This is a genomic window from Yoonia sp. D2-7 (assembly GCF_055809435.1).
This window is the reverse complement of the sequence record NZ_CM147912.1, coordinates 800,112-819,174: the sequence shown is the minus strand read 5'-3', so window position 1 is coordinate 819,174 and position 19,063 is coordinate 800,112. Positions and strand designations below refer to the sequence as shown.

The 19,063-nt window shown below is 56.3% G+C and carries 16 protein-coding genes; 6 read left to right on the top strand and 10 right to left on the bottom strand.

Going from position 1 to position 19,063, the window contains the following annotated elements; all coding sequences use genetic code 11:
• The first annotated feature begins 21 nt into the window (after nt 1-21).
• The 4 genes from gpmI (at nt 22) to AC0L7R_RS03835 (ending at nt 5,401) form a co-directional block, all read left to right on the top strand.
• Nucleotides 22-1,539, top strand: coding sequence for a 2,3-bisphosphoglycerate-independent phosphoglycerate mutase (gene gpmI / locus AC0L7R_RS03850; RefSeq protein ID WP_473658922.1), 1,518 nt, complete (start codon nt 22-24; stop codon nt 1,537-1,539).
• The gene (locus AC0L7R_RS03845) at nt 1,536-2,648 is read left to right on the top strand and encodes a peptidoglycan DD-metalloendopeptidase family protein (RefSeq protein ID WP_473658920.1); all 1,113 of its coding nucleotides are present in this window, start codon (nt 1,536-1,538) and stop codon (nt 2,646-2,648) included. Before gpmI ends, AC0L7R_RS03845 begins: the two co-directional genes overlap by 4 nt.
• 20 nt (nt 2,649-2,668) lie before the next feature.
• Entirely contained in the window at nt 2,669-4,009 is a 1,341-nt protein-coding gene (locus tag AC0L7R_RS03840; RefSeq protein ID WP_473658918.1) for a S41 family peptidase, read from the top strand.
• A 312-nt stretch (nt 4,010-4,321) separates the two neighbouring features.
• Entirely contained in the window at nt 4,322-5,401 is a 1,080-nt protein-coding gene (locus AC0L7R_RS03835) for an HWE histidine kinase domain-containing protein (protein WP_473658916.1), read from the top strand.
• 12 nt (nt 5,402-5,413) lie between these two features.
• Here AC0L7R_RS03835 and AC0L7R_RS03830 read toward each other — a convergent pair whose 3' ends face one another.
• The 8 genes from AC0L7R_RS03830 to AC0L7R_RS03795 all read right to left on the bottom strand — a co-directional run bounded on the left by AC0L7R_RS03830 (nt 5,414) and on the right by AC0L7R_RS03795 (nt 15,149).
• Nucleotides 5,414-7,864 (bottom strand): FAD-dependent oxidoreductase, encoded by a 2,451-nt coding sequence (locus tag AC0L7R_RS03830; protein ID WP_473658914.1) that lies wholly within the window; start codon nt 7,862-7,864, stop codon nt 5,414-5,416.
• Nucleotides 7,865-7,974: 110 nt separating this feature from the next.
• The gene (locus tag AC0L7R_RS03825; RefSeq protein ID WP_473658912.1) at nt 7,975-8,946 is read right to left on the bottom strand and encodes a helix-turn-helix domain-containing protein; all 972 of its coding nucleotides are present in this window, start codon (nt 8,944-8,946) and stop codon (nt 7,975-7,977) included.
• 3 nt (nt 8,947-8,949) lie between these two features.
• Nucleotides 8,950-9,837, bottom strand: coding sequence for a homocysteine S-methyltransferase family protein (locus AC0L7R_RS03820; RefSeq protein WP_473658910.1), 888 nt, complete (start codon nt 9,835-9,837; stop codon nt 8,950-8,952).
• Nucleotides 9,838-9,907: 70 nt separating this feature from the next.
• On the bottom strand, nt 9,908-12,358 hold the full coding sequence (locus tag AC0L7R_RS03815; RefSeq protein WP_473658908.1) for an FAD-dependent oxidoreductase: 2,451 nt from the start codon (nt 12,356-12,358) through the stop codon (nt 9,908-9,910).
• Between the two features lie 9 nt (nt 12,359-12,367).
• Complete coding sequence (locus tag AC0L7R_RS03810) at nt 12,368-12,751, bottom strand: GFA family protein (protein ID WP_473658906.1); 384 nt, start codon at nt 12,749-12,751, stop codon at nt 12,368-12,370.
• A gap of 12 nt (nt 12,752-12,763) precedes the next feature.
• Complete coding sequence (locus AC0L7R_RS03805; RefSeq protein WP_473658904.1) at nt 12,764-13,333, bottom strand: helix-turn-helix domain-containing protein; 570 nt, start codon at nt 13,331-13,333, stop codon at nt 12,764-12,766.
• 102 nt (nt 13,334-13,435) lie between these two features.
• Complete coding sequence (locus AC0L7R_RS03800; RefSeq protein WP_473658902.1) at nt 13,436-13,888, bottom strand: GAF domain-containing protein; 453 nt, start codon at nt 13,886-13,888, stop codon at nt 13,436-13,438.
• A gap of 100 nt (nt 13,889-13,988) precedes the next feature.
• Nucleotides 13,989-15,149 carry an acetyl-CoA C-acyltransferase gene (locus AC0L7R_RS03795; protein ID WP_473658901.1) on the bottom strand — a complete coding sequence of 387 codons (1,161 nt, stop codon included), beginning with the start codon at nt 15,147-15,149 and terminating at the stop codon, nt 13,989-13,991.
• Nucleotides 15,150-15,272: 123 nt separating this feature from the next.
• Between AC0L7R_RS03795 and AC0L7R_RS03790 the strand changes: the two genes are divergently transcribed.
• A complete protein-coding gene (locus AC0L7R_RS03790) occupies nt 15,273-16,850 on the top strand; it encodes a gamma-glutamyltransferase (RefSeq protein ID WP_473660354.1) in 1,578 nt (525 codons plus the stop codon).
• Here the strand turns inward: AC0L7R_RS03790 and AC0L7R_RS03785 are convergent, their stop codons facing one another.
• Together AC0L7R_RS03785 and hspQ are read right to left on the bottom strand one after the other, a co-directional pair.
• Nucleotides 16,851-17,375 (bottom strand): hypothetical protein, encoded by a 525-nt coding sequence (locus AC0L7R_RS03785; protein WP_473658899.1) that lies wholly within the window; start codon nt 17,373-17,375, stop codon nt 16,851-16,853. It lies immediately after the preceding gene.
• Nucleotides 17,376-17,705: 330 nt separating this feature from the next.
• On the bottom strand, nt 17,706-18,032 hold the full coding sequence (gene hspQ / locus AC0L7R_RS03780) for a heat shock protein HspQ (RefSeq protein ID WP_247129263.1): 327 nt from the start codon (nt 18,030-18,032) through the stop codon (nt 17,706-17,708).
• 82 nt (nt 18,033-18,114) lie between these two features.
• Between hspQ and AC0L7R_RS03775 the strand changes: the two genes are divergently transcribed.
• Nucleotides 18,115-18,996, top strand: coding sequence for an AEC family transporter (locus tag AC0L7R_RS03775; protein WP_348107349.1), 882 nt, complete (start codon nt 18,115-18,117; stop codon nt 18,994-18,996).
• Nucleotides 18,997-19,063 lie beyond the last annotated feature (67 nt).

The window sequence follows — 19,063 nt, the reverse complement described above, 5'->3', positions numbered from 1 at the left end:
TAAGCCCAGAAGGAGTTTGAGATGACTGCGCCGAAACCTGTTGTACTGTGTATTTTGGATGGTTGGGGATTACGTGACGATCCCGAGGGCAACGCCCCGTTGCTGGCGCATACCCCGCATTTTGACCGCATCATGCAAGGTCCGAACGCCCAATTGTTGACCCACGGACCGGACGCCGGTTTGCCGAGCGGCCAGATGGGTAATTCCGAGGTTGGTCATACGAACATTGGCGCGGGTCGCGTCGTTGCGATGGATTTGGGCCAGATTGACCTGTCGATCGAAGACGGCAGTTTTGCGAGCCAAGACGCCATCGTCGCGTTTATTGCCAAGATGAAAGACACAGGTGGGACTGCTCACTTGATGGGCGTGATGTCGGATGGTGGTGTGCACGGACACGTCGCACATATCATCGCGGCCGCCGAAGCATTGGACGATGCGGGCGTTCCGACTGTGCTGCATGCGATCACGGACGGGCGGGATGTTGCCCCGTCTTCGGCGCTCGACTTCCTGTCTGTTTTGCGCGCTGAACTGCCAGAGGCGGTTGAAATCGTGACTGTGATTGGCCGTTACTTTGCGATGGACCGTGACAATCGGTGGGAGCGCGTCGAAACAGCTTACAACGCGATGGTTTTGGGTCAGGGCGAAGCCACGGCGGAAGATCCCGAAGTGGCGATTGAACAGGCCTATGATGCGGACAAAACCGACGAATTTATTCCTGCGACTGTCGTTGATGGTTACGCGGGCTTTGCAAAGGGTGACGGGTTGTTCTGCCTGAACTTCCGGTCAGACCGTGCCCGCGAAATCCTTGCCGCGATTGCTGATCCAGATTTTGACGGGTTTGCACGCGACATGCCTGAACTCAGCGCGAAACTTGGCATGGTCGAATATTCGGACAAGCACACCGCATGGTTCGACACCGTATTCCCCAAACGCGTGATCCCCAACACATTGGGCGAATGGGTATCGAAGCAGGGCAAGACCCAGTTCCGTTTGGCCGAGACCGAAAAGTACCCGCATGTGACGTTCTTCCTGAACGGCGGGATCGAGGTGCCAGCGGAAGGCGAAGACCGTTTCATGCCGAAATCCCCGAAAGTGGCTACCTACGACATGCAGCCAGAGATGTCGTCTGGTGAAGTCACTGATGCTTTTGTCGGCGCGATCAACGATGGCTACGACATGATCGTCACGAATTTCGCGAACCCTGACATGGTGGGCCATACCGGTGATATTGATGCCGCTGTTGCCGCCTGTGAGGCCGTTGATCGCGGGTTAGGCAAAGTGCTGGCCGCATTGGAAGCCGCTGGCGGCGCGATGATCGTCACCGCAGACCACGGCAATTGCGAAACGATGATTGATCCAGAAACCGGCGGAGCGCATACGGCCCACACAACGAACCCCGTACCCGTCGCTTTGGTAGGCGGTCCTGATGGTGTCACGTTGCGCAATGGCCGGCTTGCTGATCTTGCTCCGACTGTGCTGGACCTGATGGAACTGCCGCAGCCGGAAGAAATGACGGGTCAGACCCTGATCGTGAGATGATACGCGCAACCCTTCTTTTGTTGGCTTTAGCGGGGCCTGTGTCCGCGCAAGACAATCCCGCCACGGCGGCCCGCGCGGCTGCCGAACAGTTGACCCGTGCGGGCATTGCGATGTCCGAGGCATCCGGCGGACGTAACCGTGTTGCGGCATTAACCGAAGCCGTCAGAGGCTACGAAGAAGGGTTGATCGCCATGCGCGACGGGTTGCGCCGTGCAGCGATCAGGCAGCAGACGCTGGAAACATCGCTTGCTTTAAAATCCGCCGAAATCGGCGAGCTGTTGGGCGTATTGCAGTCGATCAGTCGCGCCCCTGCCCCGTTGCTGATGTTGCATCCCAATGGACCCACCGGCACAGCGCGGTCCGGTATGATTGTCGCCGACGTCACGCCTGCGTTGCATGCCGAAGCGGATGCTTTGAAGACGCAGTTGGAAGAATTAGCCGTGTTGCGTTTGCTGCAAGAGACCGCAGAGGAAACGCTGACCCTTGGCCTGCAAGGTGCCCAATCTGCGCGGGCCGCGTTAAGCCTTGCGATCCAAGAGCGGACTGATCTGCCGAAGCGGTTTGTCGAAGATCAGGTGCAAACCGCGTTGCTGTTGGCCAGTACCGATACGTTGGATAGTTTTGCCGCTGGTATCAGCGATGCCACGTTGACCGGCCCAGAGAATACAGATGCATTGGCCGCGAAGGGTGATCTGTCCCTTCCTGTGCAGGGCCAAATTTTGCGCGGGTACAATAGCGCTGATGCCGCCGGTGTGACACGACCCGGTGTTATCGTGGCCGCCCGCCCCCGCGCCCTTGTTACCAGCCCGACGCCTGCGACGATCCTGTTTCGTGGTCCCCTGCTGGATTACGGGAATGTTGTGATTATTGAACCAACTGCTGACGTGATGTTCATCTTTGCGGGTCTCGCAGAGGTCTACGGTGAAGTCGGTGAAATCATTAATGCGGGCGCCCCATTGGGGCTTTTGGGCGGATCATCGCCGCAATCTGACGCGGAATTGACCGAAATTGCGCGATCATTAGATGGAACACAGTCACAAACGCTTTATCTTGAAGTCAGAGACGGGCAAACTCCGGTCAATCCAGCGACGTGGTTCGCGATAGAATAAGACAAAAAACGGGAAGACGTATGAAACAGCTGATGACCGCCGCAGTGGGCGGAAGCCTTTTGGGACTGATCGCAACGACGCAGATCGCAGGCCCGTTGATCGCGCAAGAAGCGCAGAATAACGCGTCTGTTTACGAACAGTTGGACCTGTTCGGTGACATCTTTGAACGTATCCGTGCAGGTTACGTTGAAGACGTGGAAGAAAAGGACCTGATTGAGGCGGCCATTAACGGCATGCTGACGTCGCTTGATCCGCATTCGTCTTATTTGTCCGCGGAAGATGCGGCCGCGATGCGCGTTCAGACGCGTGGTGAATTTGGTGGTCTTGGGATCGAAGTGACCCAAGAAGAAGGTTTCGTCAAAGTCGTGTCCCCGATGGATGGCACCCCTGCGGATGCTGCAGGCATTCTGGCGGGCGATTTCATCACGGCAGTGGACGGCGAAAGCGTTCTGGGTCTGACTTTGGACGACGCTGTTGACCTGATGCGCGGCCCTGTTGGGTCCGAAATTATCATCACTGTGGTGCGCGAAGGCGAGATTGAGCCGTTCGAGGTTTCTATCGTTCGCGACACGATCAAATTGACTGCCGTCCGTCACCGGACCGAAGGCAATGCCGTTGTTCTGCGTGTGACCACATTTAACGATCAGACATTCCCGAACCTGCAAGAAGGCCTTCGCGAGCAAGTCGAAGAAGCAGGTGGCATCGACAACATCGATGGCGTGATCCTTGATCTGCGCAACAACCCCGGTGGTTTGTTAAACCAAGCGATTTACGTGTCCGACGCGTTCCTTGAAGCAGGCGAAATCGTATCGACCCGTGGTCGTGATCCTGAAGATGGGGATCGGTACAACGCGCAGCCGGGCGATCTGGCGGAAGGGAAACCGATTGTCGTGTTGATCAACGGTGGCTCTGCTTCTGCGTCCGAAATCGTGGCAGGTGCGTTGCAAGATCATCGTCGAGCGATTGTGGTTGGAACGAAATCCTTTGGTAAGGGGTCCGTCCAGACCGTTGTGCCATTGCAAGGTGAAGGGGCGATGCGTCTGACGACAGCACGTTACTACACCCCGTCAGGGCGTTCGATCCAAGCCTTGGGCATTTCGCCTGACATTATCGTCGAACAGCCGCGCCCTGCATCTGTTGATCCGGACGCGGAAGAAGAAACATCACGTCAGTTCCGGTCAGAGGCTGATCTGCGCGGATCGCTGGATAACGATAGCCTGACAGAAGATGAGATCGATCAAATCGAAGCGGATCGGGCACGCGCCGAAACCGCCGCGCAGTTGCGCGAAGACGATTATCAACTGGCCTATGCCATCGATATTCTAAAAGGTCTTAACGCCCTTGGTCCCGTCGCGGAGTAAGATCGGTTAACCAATGTGAAGAAGGCGTAACCGCGGTTGCGCCTTTTTTCGTTAGTGCTGTGAAATTCTCCGGCACGCGCCCGCATGCAATCAATTAACTGAAAATTCATTGCATCGCGCTATGTTGATGAAGAGCCGTGGTGGACAGTTTGTATTTTTACGATGTTGCGGCCGAAACATACGGGGTGAGTTCGACAAATTTGGCGATCCATGACAGTGTTGTGCAGTTGTACAATCACCGCGAGACTGAAACCTTAAGTGGTGTTTGACGACCAATGTTACGACTGCCTTGACCGACGGAATGTTCACCTCATGAGTTCTATAATCAAATCGGATATTACAGCCGCGCCGGTTACCCGCATTAGGGACGGGTTGGACCCGTTCGAGAATTTCAATGCGTCAACGCGCGCTTTGCTGGCCCTCGACGCAGGCAGAATGGGCTGCTGGTCAGTGAATCTGGTGACTGAACAGGTGTTGGGCGACCGTTTCATCGCAAATCTTCTGGGCATCGATTACGATGCGCAGCCATGGTCGCTGTCGGATGGGTCTGACCTTATCGATCCTATTGATCTTGACCGTGTTCAGGGCATCGTCGCCAAGGCCATAAGCGGTGAAACACCGACCTACGATGTTGAATACCGCAGGCGTCGTGCTGACCCGCACATGCCGGTTCAATGGCTGGGTGCGCGGGCGCAAATCACCGAATGGGCCGAAGATGGCACCCCTTTGCGTGCTGTGGGCGTCAGTTGGGATGCGACGGAACAAAAGGTCGGCGAAGAAAAACTAGCTGCGATGGCCGCCGAAATGGACCACAGGGTCAAGAACGCCTTTGCGGTTATCCGTGCTTTGATCAATCTTGGCGATCGCACCACAGACAGCAAAGACGAATTTGTCACGACGCTGCGATCTCAGGTCGAAGCGATGGCAATGGCCCATGCTGTATCGGCGCGTATGGCGCGCACGACGGCGGATGCGGATTCACTGTTGGGCATTCATGATATTATCGTATCGTCGTTGAAACCGTGGTTAACGGATAAGCAGGACGCCCCTGCCCGTGTCCATATTGATTGCGACCCCGCGCTGACGATTCATCCGCGCAAAGTGTCGCCCTTGGCCATGGTTCTTTATGAAATATCAACGAATGCGACCAAGTATGGCCCGCTTTCCACTCCGGTCGGTGAAATCCACATTGCGGTGACGCCAATGGCTGACGATATGGTCCGGCTTGTGTGGTCCGAAACGTCGGACACGCGAGATACGCAACCTGAAGCGCAAAGCGGCTTCGGCACAGTTTTGTTAGAAAACTGCGCCATCAACCTTGGCGGCACAGTCACAAAAGAGATGAAGCCGCAGGGGCTTCACCTCGAATTGCTGATGAACGTCGCTGGATAAGCGGCGCAAAACCTAGGCTTTGGCGCGCTCACCTTTTGGATCATAGAACGGCTTAAGCTGCGCTTCGGCCTTCACCCGCGTGCCCATGACATCGATTTCATATGAACTGGCCAGCATATCGGCCACCTTTTCACCGGCTTCGGTACATGGCACGTAGCCCATCCCAATCGCCGCACCGACGTGGTGCCCATAGCCGCCTGATGACAGGTAACCGCAGACCTTCCCGTCCCGCAGGATCGGTTCGTTATGGTAAAGAAGCAGTTCAGGGTCGGTCAGTTTGAACTGCACAAGACGCTGGGTCAGGCCTGTTTCGCGTTTGCGCAACACCGCGTCCCGTCCAATGAAATCCGGCTTGTCCGTCTTCACCGCAAAGCCAAGACCGGCCTCTAACACGTGATCTTCGGATGTAATGTCGTGGCCGAAATGACGGAACCCTTTTTCCATCCGGCACGTGTCCATCATGTGCATGCCGCACAAACGCATCCCGAAATCGTGGCCGGCTGCTGCGATCACTTCGAACACGTGACCACATTGATCGGCTGGCACGTATACCTCCCAACCGAGTTCCCCGACGTAGGTGACCCGATGCACACGGGCGGTGCCCATGCCGATTTCAATATCCTGTGCCGTTCCGAATGGGTTGTTTTCGTTTGAGAAATCGTTCGGAGACACGGCCTGAAGCAATTCGCGTGATCGTGGCCCCATGATCGCCAAAATGCCTTCGCCTGCTGTCACGTCGGTGATGACAACGTTGAAATTGCCCTTGTTGCGGCGCATCCACGTCTGGTCGGCAATCCGTGTGGCCGCAGGCGTCACGACGAGGAAACAGTCCGGTTCGATCCGCGTGACCGTCACGTCGGCTTCGATTCCGGCTGTGGAATTCAGGAACTGCGTGTAAACGATTTTACCAACGGGGACGTCGTAATTGCCGCCACCGATGTAGTTCATGAAGGCCATCGCATCAGGCCCTTCGACCCGAATTTTGCCGAACGATGACATGTCGTACATGCCTACATTCTGCCGGACGGACATATGTTCTTCGCGCACGTTGTCAAAGAAGTTCTGGCGCGACCAAGAATATTCGTACTGCGCTTCTTGTGCTTCGCGCGCGAACCAATTCGCGCGTTCCCAGCCAGCAAGTTCACCCATCACTGCGCCGCGTTCGAGCAGGTGGTGATGGAACGGTGTCCGACGCACACCGCGCGCAGTTTCTTTTTGGCGGAACGGAAAATGGTCGGCGTAAAGCAGACCAAGAGATTCCTTGGACCGTTCAAACAGATAGGTTTTGTTGCCTTGGAACGGCTGCATCCGGCTGATGTCCACGTCGCCCAGATCGAACGGTTTTTCGCCGCTGTCCATCCATTGTGACAGCGCCATACCAGCCCCGCCAGCCGATTGGATACCGATGGAATTGAAACCAGCGGCGACCCAAACGTTGTCCATTTCTGGCGCAAGACCAAGATGGTACGCGTCGTCGGGCGTGAAGGATTCAGGACCGTTGAAGAAGGTGTGGATGCCGGCCTCTGCCAGCATTGGCAGGCGTTCGACCGCCTGTTCTAGGATCGGTTCGAAGTGATCGAAATCTTCGGGCAGCTGGTCGAATTCGAAATCTTTCGGGATGCCATCCATCGCCCATGGTTTCGCGTTGGGTTCGAACGCCCCGAGCAGGATTTTACCTGCATCTTCTTTATAATAGGCACATTCGTCCGGCACCCGTAGCACTGGCATTTGCGTCAGGTTCGGGATGTTTTCGGTGACGATGTAGAAGTGTTCGCAGGCGTGCAAAGGCACGTTCGTGCCCAGCATTTTGCCGACCTGATGGCCCCACATCCCGCCGCAGTTCACGACCATATCGCAGGCGATATGCCCCGTTTCGCCGTCTTGTTCCCAATCGGCTCCAGTGATCCGGCGGCCTTCTTTTTTGACGCCAGTAACCAATGTCCGTTCGATGACCTGCGCCCCGTTTTGTCGTGCACCCTTTGCCAATGCCAACGCGATGTTTGCGGGATCACCCTGCCCGTCCAGCGGCAGATAAACGCCAGCAGTCACACCGTCGATGTTGAGGTGTTCGTAGCGGTTCTTGACCTCTGTCGGGCTGATTTCTTCGACATCGACGCCGAACGCGCGGGCCATGCCTGCTTGGCGGTAGATTTCTTCTTTGCGTTCTTCGGTCAGCGCCACGGTGATTGATCCGTTGCGTTTGAAACCTGTCGCGACGCCTGTTTCCGCTTCGAGATTACCGTAGAGTTCTTGCGAATATTTCGCGAGCTTGGTCATGTTTGCCGTCGCCCGCAGCTGCGCAATCAAGCCTGCCGCGTGCCACGTTGTCCCTGACGTCAGCTGTTTGCGTTCCAACAGCACAACGTCCTTCCAGCCAAGTTTTGCAAGGTGATAGGCAACAGAGCAACCGATCACGCCGCCGCCAATAATGACGACGCGGGCTTTGCTAGGTGGGGTGGCCATGGCGACAGAATCCTTCCGCAAATATGTCTGTGCAAAAGGTGGCACGACGGGCCGGATTCGATCCATCAAAATGCGTCAAAGATGGCGCAAAATGCCCATTTCAACGCAATCTACTTTGTGCGCCCTTTGCGCCGTGCCGCGTTTGGCGTCATCCCGAACGTCGCTTTGTAGATTGCCGAAAAACCGGACGGGAAACCGCAGGCCAGACCGATTTCATTGATCGACATATCGGTGTTGAGCAGCAGGTTATTCGCTTTCCCAAGCCGCAGTTCACGGTAATAGCCGTTGGGCGTGGTCCGCAGAACCGAATGGAATTTCCGTTCGAGCGATCGTTTGGAAACGCCGGTTTGATCCGCGATTTCAGCAATGGGCAATGGGAATTCGATATTGGCCTGCATCAGGCTGACGCAGGTATCCAGATCCGCGTCCCCCGTTGCCAATGCCGCACGCCCCGCGAAGGGCTGCAACGTGTTGTAGTGACGGATGCGTTCATGCAGCAGGATGTCGGCGACGGTCATCATCGTGGCCGATGACAAATGCTGCGCCGCGATGGACAGCGTCACATCCACGGTCGCCCCCATTCCAGCACAGGTCACAATCGCGCCCGCATCAACGGCAAGCGCGGACTTGGTGTCAAACAGGCCGAGCCGTTCCAGCAAAACCGCCCGGTTTTCCCAATGCGTGGTGTGCTTTGCACCGTCTTCACGTTTGTCCGCGATATAGCGACTTGCCGCTTCGGACAGCAAAATGACCCGCGCTTGGCGGGTTGTGTAGCTAGATAGAACCGCCCCTAGGGATAAATCTGGATGGTTAGCATCCGCATTGCCCAAAACAAACGCATAGTCCGCCACAGAGCGTTGGTGCAGTGACACCGTATCAACAACCGCATCGCTGCTGCTGCTGATGTAACCGCCGGATGTCGACCGATAGGTCCATTGGAACACTTCGCGATTGCTGATCCGGTTCGCCAAGCGCAACACATCCACAACCCCCGCCAATTCCGTCAACACATACCCGCCTGCGACAATGATGTCGCAAACGATGGGCTGTTGGGCGGCGGCCGAAGATGTGGTTGGTGCCATGTGTCAGACGATCCTATGTCCTGCTTCGCGCAGTTTGTCGGCGATGGTTTGGATATGTTTCGGCCCAACTTCGCAGCATCCGCCAACGATTGTTGCCCCTTGCGCGACCCAATTCATAACATGCGCGGCATAAGCCTCTGGGCCCATATCCTTGCGTTCTTCGAGCGCATCAACGGTTGGCTTTGCCCCAAGGAAGTCCTTGGTAATCATTGTGAACGCGTTTGCATAACCGCCAAAAGGTTTACCCGATTGCGCCAGAATAGGCATCGCCGCGTCTAATGCTTCGGGGGCGGAACAGTTCGCCAAAAGCGCCGCGGCATCGCCACATACAGCAATCGCATCGGCCAAAGGTTCGCCTGACCGCAGTTTTGTGCCGTCTTGATCGTTGAGCGTGAAAGCCATCCAGACAGGTTTTCCAGCAGTCAAAGCGCCTGCCAGAACCGACTGCGCGTGACTAACCGATGCGACTGTTTCGCAGATGATCAGGTCGACCGATGCTTTCAGCAGTTCGGCGACCTCTGCATACAACGGAACTGCTGTATCATGGTCAGGGTGAATGTCGGGGCGGTAAGATGCGACCAGTGGACCAATTGCGCCCGCGATCTGCGTGCCTTCACGCGCGACATCTGTCGCTTCTTTCAGGGCTGTTTTCATCAGCGCTTCGAAATCGTTTTCCAGTTCGGTGCCAACAAGCCTGTCGCGGTGAATAGCATAGGTGTTTGTGGTCGCGATCGTGGCACCGGCATCAAAGTAGTCGGTATGCACCTGACCCACCAAACCGGGATATTTGGACATCACATGCGTGGACCAAAGTGGGGTTGGTTTGTCGTCCGTGCGGTGAACCAATTCTTGGCCCATGCCGCCGTCAAGAAGGATGATATCGCAAGTCATGTCAGGGTCGCTTTCGTAGTAAGGGGCGAAGATTGCCGCCCCTTATAGTTTTTTCATGGGACGTCAATCATCACGCCCGAATGCGGGTATTATCGGCATCCCACAGCGGTACGTCTTCATGCACGGTGGCCGTGTAACGTTTGCCGTAGATCGCAACTTCGACCTGCGTGCCGGGGGTGTTCAGATCGGTCCGCAACATGCCCAAGGCGATGGATTTATTGACACGGAAGCCCCAGTCGCCCGACGTGGTTTCGCCAACGACGTCATCACCATGGATGATCGGAGACATGTAAGGCGCGTCTGCTGGTGGCACGTCGTCAAAGGTCAGCGTGCAGAACATTTTCTTGCTGCCTTGCTGCTTCTCGGCCAACAATGCGGCTTTGCCCGGGAAATCCTGTTCTTTGTTGAACCGGATAAACCGTTCCATCCCGCCTTCGAGCAGGGTGTAGTCGGTGGACAAATCGCCCTTCCACGTCCGGTACCCTTTTTCGATCCGCATGGCGTTCAGCGCGAACATGCCAAATGGCTTGGCGCCTGCATCACGGATTGCTGTGTAGACGGGTGCTGCATCGTCGAACTTGGTGTGAACTTCCCAACCGAGTTCGCCGCCAAAGTTGATGCGGAACAGTTTGCAGTCCTTGCCTGCGACAACCGCGTCCTGAATTGTCAGCCATCCCAGCGACAGATCTCCATCGCTGATCTTTGCCATCAGGTCGCGTGACTTTTCGCCTGACACAAGATGCGTTGACCATTCTTTGGTGATGTCCGTCATCGTCAGACCCGGTGCAAGGCGACCTTTGAGGAATTCAAAGTCATGCCATTGCGCCACGGCGGCCGTCATCAGCCAGAAATCATCTTCGCCCCAACGGATGATCGTGACCTCTGTGACGATCCGCCCGCGTGTATCGGTGAAGTACCCAAGGTTCATGCGGCCCGCTTTTGGCAAAGCCCCCGCGATTTGGGTGCGCAACCATTCAGCCGCACCTTCACCTGTCAGCGTGTAACGCGAGAAACCGGGCATATCGAGGACAGCGACGTCGTTAGTCGCGGCTTCCACTTCACGGGCGACGCCTGCTTTCCATGGGCCTTCGCGTTCCCATGTTTCGGTCGATTCTACTGATGTGTCTTCGCCTTCTTCGGCAAACCAAGTCGCCCTTTCCCAGCCGTTATAAGCCCCCATTTGCGCACCAGCCGCGATCAACGCGTCGTGGTTCGGCGAATGCTTTTTGTCGCGGCCCGCTGGCCACATTTTGTGCGGGAAATGCATGCCGTATTCGTGGCCGTAGGTTTCCAGCGCTTTGGCTTCGCAATAGTCCGCATCGGCGTAATCGGTGTAACGCCGCGGGTCGACGGCCCACATGTCGATTTCGGTTTCGCCGTTGATCAACCATTCGGCCATCACTTTCCCCGCGCCACCGCCCTGCACGATGCCGAAGGTGAAGGAATGCGCCTCAAATGCGTTCGTCACACCCGGCATTGGGCCGATCATCGGCAGACCGTCGGGCGCGTATGGGATTGGACCATTGATATTGCGGCCAACGCCAGCGGTGCCAAGAACCGGAACGCGTTCCATCGCGTCTTCGATATAGCATTCCAGACGTTCCAGATCATCCGGGTACAGCTGGAAACTAAAGTCATGCGGCATCGGATCGTCTTTGGTTGTCCAATGCGCCTTGCAGTTTTTCTCGTATGGCCCGAGGTTCAGACCGTTCTTGTCCTGACGCAGATAATAACTGCTATCAACGTCGCGGATCATCGGTGTTTTCTTACCGTTTTCTTTGGTCCAGGCGGCGATTTCGTCGATTTCTTCGGTCAGGAAGTACTGGTGGGACATGACCGTCAGCGGCACATCCCGACCGCCGTACGGCTTGAACCATTCACCAACGCGGGCGGCGTAGTAACCAGCGGCGTTGACGACTTTGTCACAGGTGATGTCACCCTTTTCGGTATGCACGATCCATTCGCCAGACGGCTTTTGCGTCACACCAGTCGCGGGGCAGAACCGTTCGATCCGTGCGCCCAGATCGCGGGCGCCTTTCGCCAGCGCTTGGGTCAACTGGGCCGGATCAATGTCACCGTCCAATGGATCCCACAACACAGCCGACAGATCGTGTGTTTCAATGAACGGGTTGAAGTTCTTCATGTCTTCGATGCCGATCATCTCGAGCGGCAGCCCCATCGCACGCGCCTGTGCGCAGACCTGTTCGAATTCCTGTTTACGCTCTTTGGTGTGCCCCAAACGCAGCGCGCCCGTGACGTGGTAGTTCATCGGGTAATCAACGTCGTCCGCCAGCGTGCGATACATCTCAAGCGAATACCGCTGCATGTTCATCACGGCCCAATTCGGTGCGAAGTTCGGGCAGTTGCCCGCCGCATGCCAAGTCGAGCCCGCCGTCAATTCGTTCTTTTCGAGCAGAACGCAATCGGTCCAGCCTTCTTTCGCCAAATGGTACAGCGTCGATACGCCAACGACTCCGCCGCCAATGATGACGACACGCGCCGTTGTTGGAAAATCTGACATGATACCTCCCTAGTGTGTATCCAGTTGGGGCGCATCGCCCGCTATTTCGTAATAATTGCCTTTGTCAGCGACAAAGATGTGTTTGCCGGGCTTTAGCCCTGCATCATCGTCCAAACAGCCTGCCGCGATCCCGAGATCGTCTTTGCCGGTCAGGCGATAAAACAAGGTGGACCCGCAGGTGTTGCAGAACCCACGTTCGGCCCAATCAGATGACGCGTACCATGCAAGGCCTGCGTCATTCGTGAAGGTAACGGCGCTGAACGGCACATGGGTCGACGCCCAAAGGTGGCCGGATAAGCGGCGGCATTGGCTGCAATGGCAAAATGTCACTTCCGGACGCACGGTCGCAGTTTCAAACTTCACCGCACCACATTCGCACTGACCTGTTACCATCTGTCCTGTCCCTTAATAGATTGGCGGAGCGATGACCCAGATGACGATACAAGGTTCGTCATGCGGGTTTGCCCAGCGGTACTGATGACCACGAATGCGAAAACTATCGCCAGCAGTCAGGTGAAAGAGCGTGCCGTCGAGCCACAGATCGAACCGGCCCGACACGATATAACCGACCTCCTGGGTGGGCCGTGAGGCAGGTTCAACAAGGGCAGCATGGGGTTCAAAGACCGAATGGATCATTTCGAAGTCATCGGTCAGGTCGGGCGAGAGTAGTTGTTCGGTCGATCCGGCGACGCGCGATCCAATGGGTCTACGCGCGTCCGCACGGACAATCAGACCCTCTTCGCCCGGGGCAGATGCTGTGCGGAACAGGCTAGAGACCGACACGTCCAGCACCTTTGCCATTGCGCGTAGATCGGCGACGGTCGGTTCGGAAAGGTCGCGTTCAACCTGACTAAGCCAGCCAACCGATTTGCCAAGCGCGTCAGCCAAGGCGATCAAGGTCATCCCACGCGCCTTTCGCAATGCACGCAAGTCGGCACCAAGTGTCTGAGCATCAGGTGGGATGTCGTGCTTCATCGGAATCGCATCGCTGGTTTCATTTCCAGCAACGTGACACAGGCCCGTGAAATTTCAAAGCAAAATTTCACCAAGTGGCAGTTCTTGGTGAAATTTCTCTGTTTAGCGCGCGAAAGTAGCGTCCAGTATCTCCTGTAACGCGGACGCATCAGCGGCCGTGAAAGCCGCCGGTTGATTGCTGTCGATATCCAGCACCGCGATCACTTCGCCCGCCTTGTTTTTAACGGGAAGAACGACTTCTGAACGGGTCGACGACGCGCAAGCGATATGCCCTGGAAAGGCGTCAACATCGTTGACCAATTGGGTTTCACCTGTCCGCGCCGCAGCCCCACAAACGCCCCGCGAAAACGGGATCTGCAGACAGCCATGCCCACCTTGGTACGGTCCGATCTTGAGCATTTCGGGCGCTGTGACGCGGTAAAAACCGGTCCAGTCGAAACGGTCGTCGCTGTGATGTAATTCGCAGGCAATCGTAGCCATGAGGGCCACGGTGTCGGTTTCGCCTTCGGTCAAGGATGCGATGGTTTTGGAAAGAGTGTCGTAGTCTGCTTGCATGGTGCTGCCTGTTTGAATGGATTTGCGACGCGTTCCGCGCCGCTACACTGGAGGGGCCAGCCCCTCCAGACCTCCCCGAGATATTTTTGACCAAAAGAAGTTAGGGACGTTCGATTGCGATTGCCGTACCTTCGCCACCGCCGATGCAAATCGCAGCGATCCCGCGTTTGAGGTTCCGTTTTTCGAGCGCGTTCAACAGCGTGACGATGATCCTTGCCCCAGACGCCCCAATCGGGTGCCCCAATGCGCAGGCGCCGCCGTTTACGTTGATTTTGTCGCGCGGAATACCGAGGTCATGCATGAACGCCATGGGCACCACAGCGAAGGCTTCGTTAACCTCCCACAGATCGACGTCGTCTGTTGTCCATCCGATCCGGTGCATCAGTTTTTGCGCGGCCGGAATGGGAGCGGTCGTGAACCATCCGGGGGCTTGGCCGTGGCTGGCGTGGCCTTTGATGATGGCACGCACCGGACCCGCAGCTTTGCTTTGTGCGGACAGCACGAGGGCTGCAGCGCCGTCCGAAATGGACGATGCGTTGGCTGCTGTGACACTGCCGTCTTTACGGAATGCAGGCTTTAATGTCGGGATCTTTTCGGGCCGCGCTTTGGCTGGTTGTTCGTCTTCGCCAATCGTCACACTGCCGCGCCGCGTTTCAAACGTGACAGGCGTGATTTCGTCCGCGAAGGCCCCGCTTTGCTGCGCTTTGATTGCGTTGGCGAGCGATTGCAGGGCGTAATCATCTTGGTCGGCCCGCGAGAATTTGAATTTATCGGCGCAATCTTCGGCGAAAGTGCCCATCAGGCGTCCTTTATCGTAGGCGTCTTCGAGACCATCGAGGAACATGCTGTCGATCACGCCTTGGTGGCCGATCCGCGCCCCTGCCCGCATTTTCGGAAGCAAATACGGCGCGTTGGTCATGCTTTCCATGCCCCCTGCAACGACGTGATCGGCCCCGCCAAGCGCGATTTGATCAAAGGCCATCATCGCCGCTTTCATGCCGGACCCGCACATTTTGTTCAGCGTCGTCGCGGGCACGTTATCGGTCAAACCGCCTTTATACGCCGCCTGACGTGCAGGTGCTTGTCCTAGACCGGCTGGTAGCACGCAGCCCATCAGGACCTCGTCAATCACCGCGCCAGATTGTGCAACTGCCGCCTTGATCGCCGCACCACCCAATGTGGCTGCGTCAACATCTGCGAAATCCCCCTGAAATCCGCCCATGGCGGTACGTGCCGCCCCCGTGATGACCACGTTTTCCATTTTAGTCCTCCCTGACCAATTGCGCGCAGGCTAGACCGGAAATCTGTGAAGCAAAAGGTCCGGTTTTCGATTGCGATGCGGCTGCATTTTCGTAAGGTCGCGTGCAAACCTCGGGGGAATATGATGCGCGATTTTTCGACACCGGGCCGGTCGGCCGTTTTTGCAAGCAACGGTTTGTGCGCCACGTCGCATCCGCTGGCCGCGAAGGTTGCTGTACAGATTCTAGAGGCGGGCGGAAACGCCGTTGATGCCGCGATTGCTGGCGCCGTTCTGCTGGGGATTTGCGAACCGCAGATGACAGGGATCGGTGGCGATTGCTTCGTGTTGTTGACCCCACCGGGTGAAGACCGCGTGATTGCGCTGAATGGATCGGGTCGTGCGCCTGCCGGACTGGACGCCGCGAAACTGCGCGATCAGGGGCATTCGACCGTGCCGTTGCGCGGGCCTGAAGCCGTCACTGTACCGGGTGCAATTGATGCGTTTTGCACGTTGTCACGGGATTTTGGCAAGATCGGCCTGAAGGCATCGCTCGCCCCTGCGATCCATTACGCGGAGGCTGGTGTGCCAGTTGCACCGCGCGTTGCCTTTGACTGGAACCTGCTGCAAGGCGATCTGCAGGGCGTTGCGCGTGACCAGTATCTGATTGATGATAAAGCCCCTGTCGCTGGGCAGATGTTCCGATCGCCACAGCAAGCAGAGGTGTTGCGCCGTATCGCGATGGACGGTCGTGAAGGGTTCTACGAAGGCGAAGTGGCCGAAGATATGGTCGCGTCGCTGAATGCTTTGGGTGGCACGCATACGCTGGATGATTTTGGCGCTGTTGCAAGCGATTATACCGATCCGATTGGAGGCGGCTATGGCGGGCTTGATCTGTATGAACATCCACCCAACGGCCAAGGTGCGACTGCGATCCTGATCCTGAACATCCTCAAGCATTTCGATCTGAAAGCAATGGAACCGCTGGGTGCGCTGCGGGCCCATATCGAAGCGGAAGCCACAAAACTGGCCTATGACGCCCGCAACCGTGTGATTGCCGATCCGGATCACACCGCGCGTTTGGCGCATATGTTGTCGCCGGATACAGCCGCCAAGCTGGCCGCGTTGATTGATCCCAAACGTGCCCTGCCCGCGTCATTGCCTGGTGCCGAAGCCGTCCACAAAGACACCGTTTACATCACCGTCGTCGATAAGGACCGGATGTCCGTGTCGTTGATTTATTCGATTTTCCACGGGTTTGGATCGGGGCTTGCGTCCGACAAGTTCGGGATCTTGTTCCAGAACCGCGGTGCGGGTTTCACATTGGACGAAGGGCATCCGAACGAAGCAATGGGCGGCAAACGTCCGATGCATACGATCATTCCGGGGCTGCTGTGTCGCAATGGCAAACCGTACATGCCGTTTGGCGTGATGGGCGGGGCCTATCAACCAACGGGTCATGCGCGTTTCATTAGCAACATGCGCGATTACGGGATGGATATGCAGGCCGCGATGGACGCGCCGCGTTGTTTTGCCGAAGCTGGCGAATTGCGGATGGAAAGCACCTATGGCGATGCGGTCAGGCAGGAATTGACCGATATGGGCCACGTTGTCGTCACGCCACCGGGTCCGATGGGCGGATCGCAAGCCATCGCGATCCACGACAGCGGTGTTTTGGAAGGGGCAAGCGACCCCAGAAAAGATGGGATCGCCTTAGGGTATTGATTATTCGGCGGGTGCCGCGAAGTGCCCAAGGGCACGCCGGCGCACGAACATGATGGTCAAATGGCCACCGATGGTCAGCATGGCAAACCAGATCGGGAAAATGACCAACAGCACGTCCCATGGGGCGGTTTTGAGTGCGGCACTTGACCCCAGTAACAGCCCCGAAGACCAGCAGAACAATGACACCACTGCGACTTGGGTCGCGACGGCAAATTGCATCGGCGGCAGCGAAATCATCGGGCGCATCATGTTGTTACGCATCATCGGCCGGATGAACGCCCCGACCATGAACGAATTCAGGGTCATCAGGACCATGATGGATATCTTCATCCAGAGTTTTGGCGAAAATGCTTCAAGTTGGAAACCTGTTCGGATGTAGATCAATGTAATCCCAGTGATCCAAAGCCCGACAAATGCGGCGGTGATCCAAACGTGGATGCGTTCGAGGTCTTCGATGTCGACTTTACCGATTGGATCGGAAAGCGACTGGAAAGACCGGTAGTCAAAATAAAGCGCCGTGCCCATTCCCATAGCGAAGCAGAATAGATGGGTGGCGCGCAAAATGTCTAAGTACGTTTCGAAAATCTCCAAAACAAATCTCTCTCGTTAGGCAGCTATTGAGCGATCAGGAGCGAGCAAAGCGCTGATCTTAACCTTATGCTAACGCTATCGTTACGATTGTGTCGAGAATTCTTTCCGCAACCTACCCATCAGTATTGGTATTCGTTTCGAAACTTGCCGTCGAAACAGAAATGCCTGAACAACAGCCCAAACATTGATCAAATAGTCTTTGAAATGATCATCTTAAGATGATTGGGATCACGCACCGCGATGCGTCGCATCCAAGCCTATGGCTTAGTTCATTTGCACCTGAAGCGGGTAGTGCCCATCTTCGAATGGACCGAACAGGTCGTCGAGATCAGGGTGTTCTACCGGCTGGCCAGAGTAGTCAGCGACAAGGTTTTGTTCGGACACATAAGCCACGTAGTAGCTTTGATCGTTCTCCGCCAAAAGATGGTAGAACGGTTGCCCTTTTTCCGGACGACTGTCTTCTGGGATCGCTTCGTACCAAGCGTCGGTGTTTGAAAACATTGCATCGACATCAAAAACAACACCGCGAAACGGATGTTTGCGATGACGGACAACTTGTCCCAGATGATATTTTGCACGCGTCTTAAACATAACAATAGTCCCCTACCCTTTTACTAGCCGCGGAAGCCTGCCAAAGTCCACGGTAAACACCTTCAAAAAAAGGAAACAGTCTGTGAACCTTGCACTGACAGTCCTGAACATCACTGCCCCCGTCTTTCTTCTTGCCGCTGTGGGCTTTGCGTGGGTCAAGATGGGGTTTGAATACCGCGTAGAGTTTGTAACCCGTCTTGCGATGACACTTTCGGTACCTTGTTTGATCTTTGTGGCGTTGATGAAGACCGAGATCGACCCAGAGGCATTGGCAACGCTGACATTGGCCAGTCTTGTCGCCTACACGCTTGTTGCTATTGCCTTTTTATTCGTCGTGAAGGTTTGCAAGCTGGACATGCAGACCTTCCTTGCCCCGTTGATATTCGGGAACACCGGCAACCTTGGCCTACCGCTTGCCTTGTTCGCTTTTGGTGAGGTCGGATTGGGTTACGCGGTGGTGGTTTTCGCCGTCATGGCGATCCTGTCGTTCACGGTCGGCATTTGGCTGGTGTCGGGCGGTGGGTCGTTAACCAAGGTCGTAAAAGAACCGCTCGTTGCCGCCACGTTACTTGGCGCATTGTTCCTGTGGAACGGTTGGGAGACCCCAGAATTCTTAACAAACGCGCTGGAACTGATTGGCCAAATGGCGATTCCGATCATGCTGATTACACTTGGGGTTGCCGTTGCGCGGCTAGAGACGAAGGCGATGACGCAGGCGGTGATCTTGTCCGTCGTGAAGGTCGGCGTTTGTGCGGGTGCTGCATGGTGGGCTGCGACGTGGTTCGGGTTATCCCCAGTGGCGGCAGCGGTGCTGATCGTGCAGGTCTCTACCCCTGTTGCGGTTACATCCTACATGCTGGCCGAAAAATACGGGGCCGATGCCCAGCCTGTCGCGGGGTTGGTCGTCGCATCAACGGTGCTTTCTGTGATCAGTTTACCGCTCATCCTAGCATTTGTGATCTAACTGCGGCGAATTCACCGTTCACAGCCAAGCCGCATTGGGCTAGGTTGGAAAAAAACAAATGATAGGC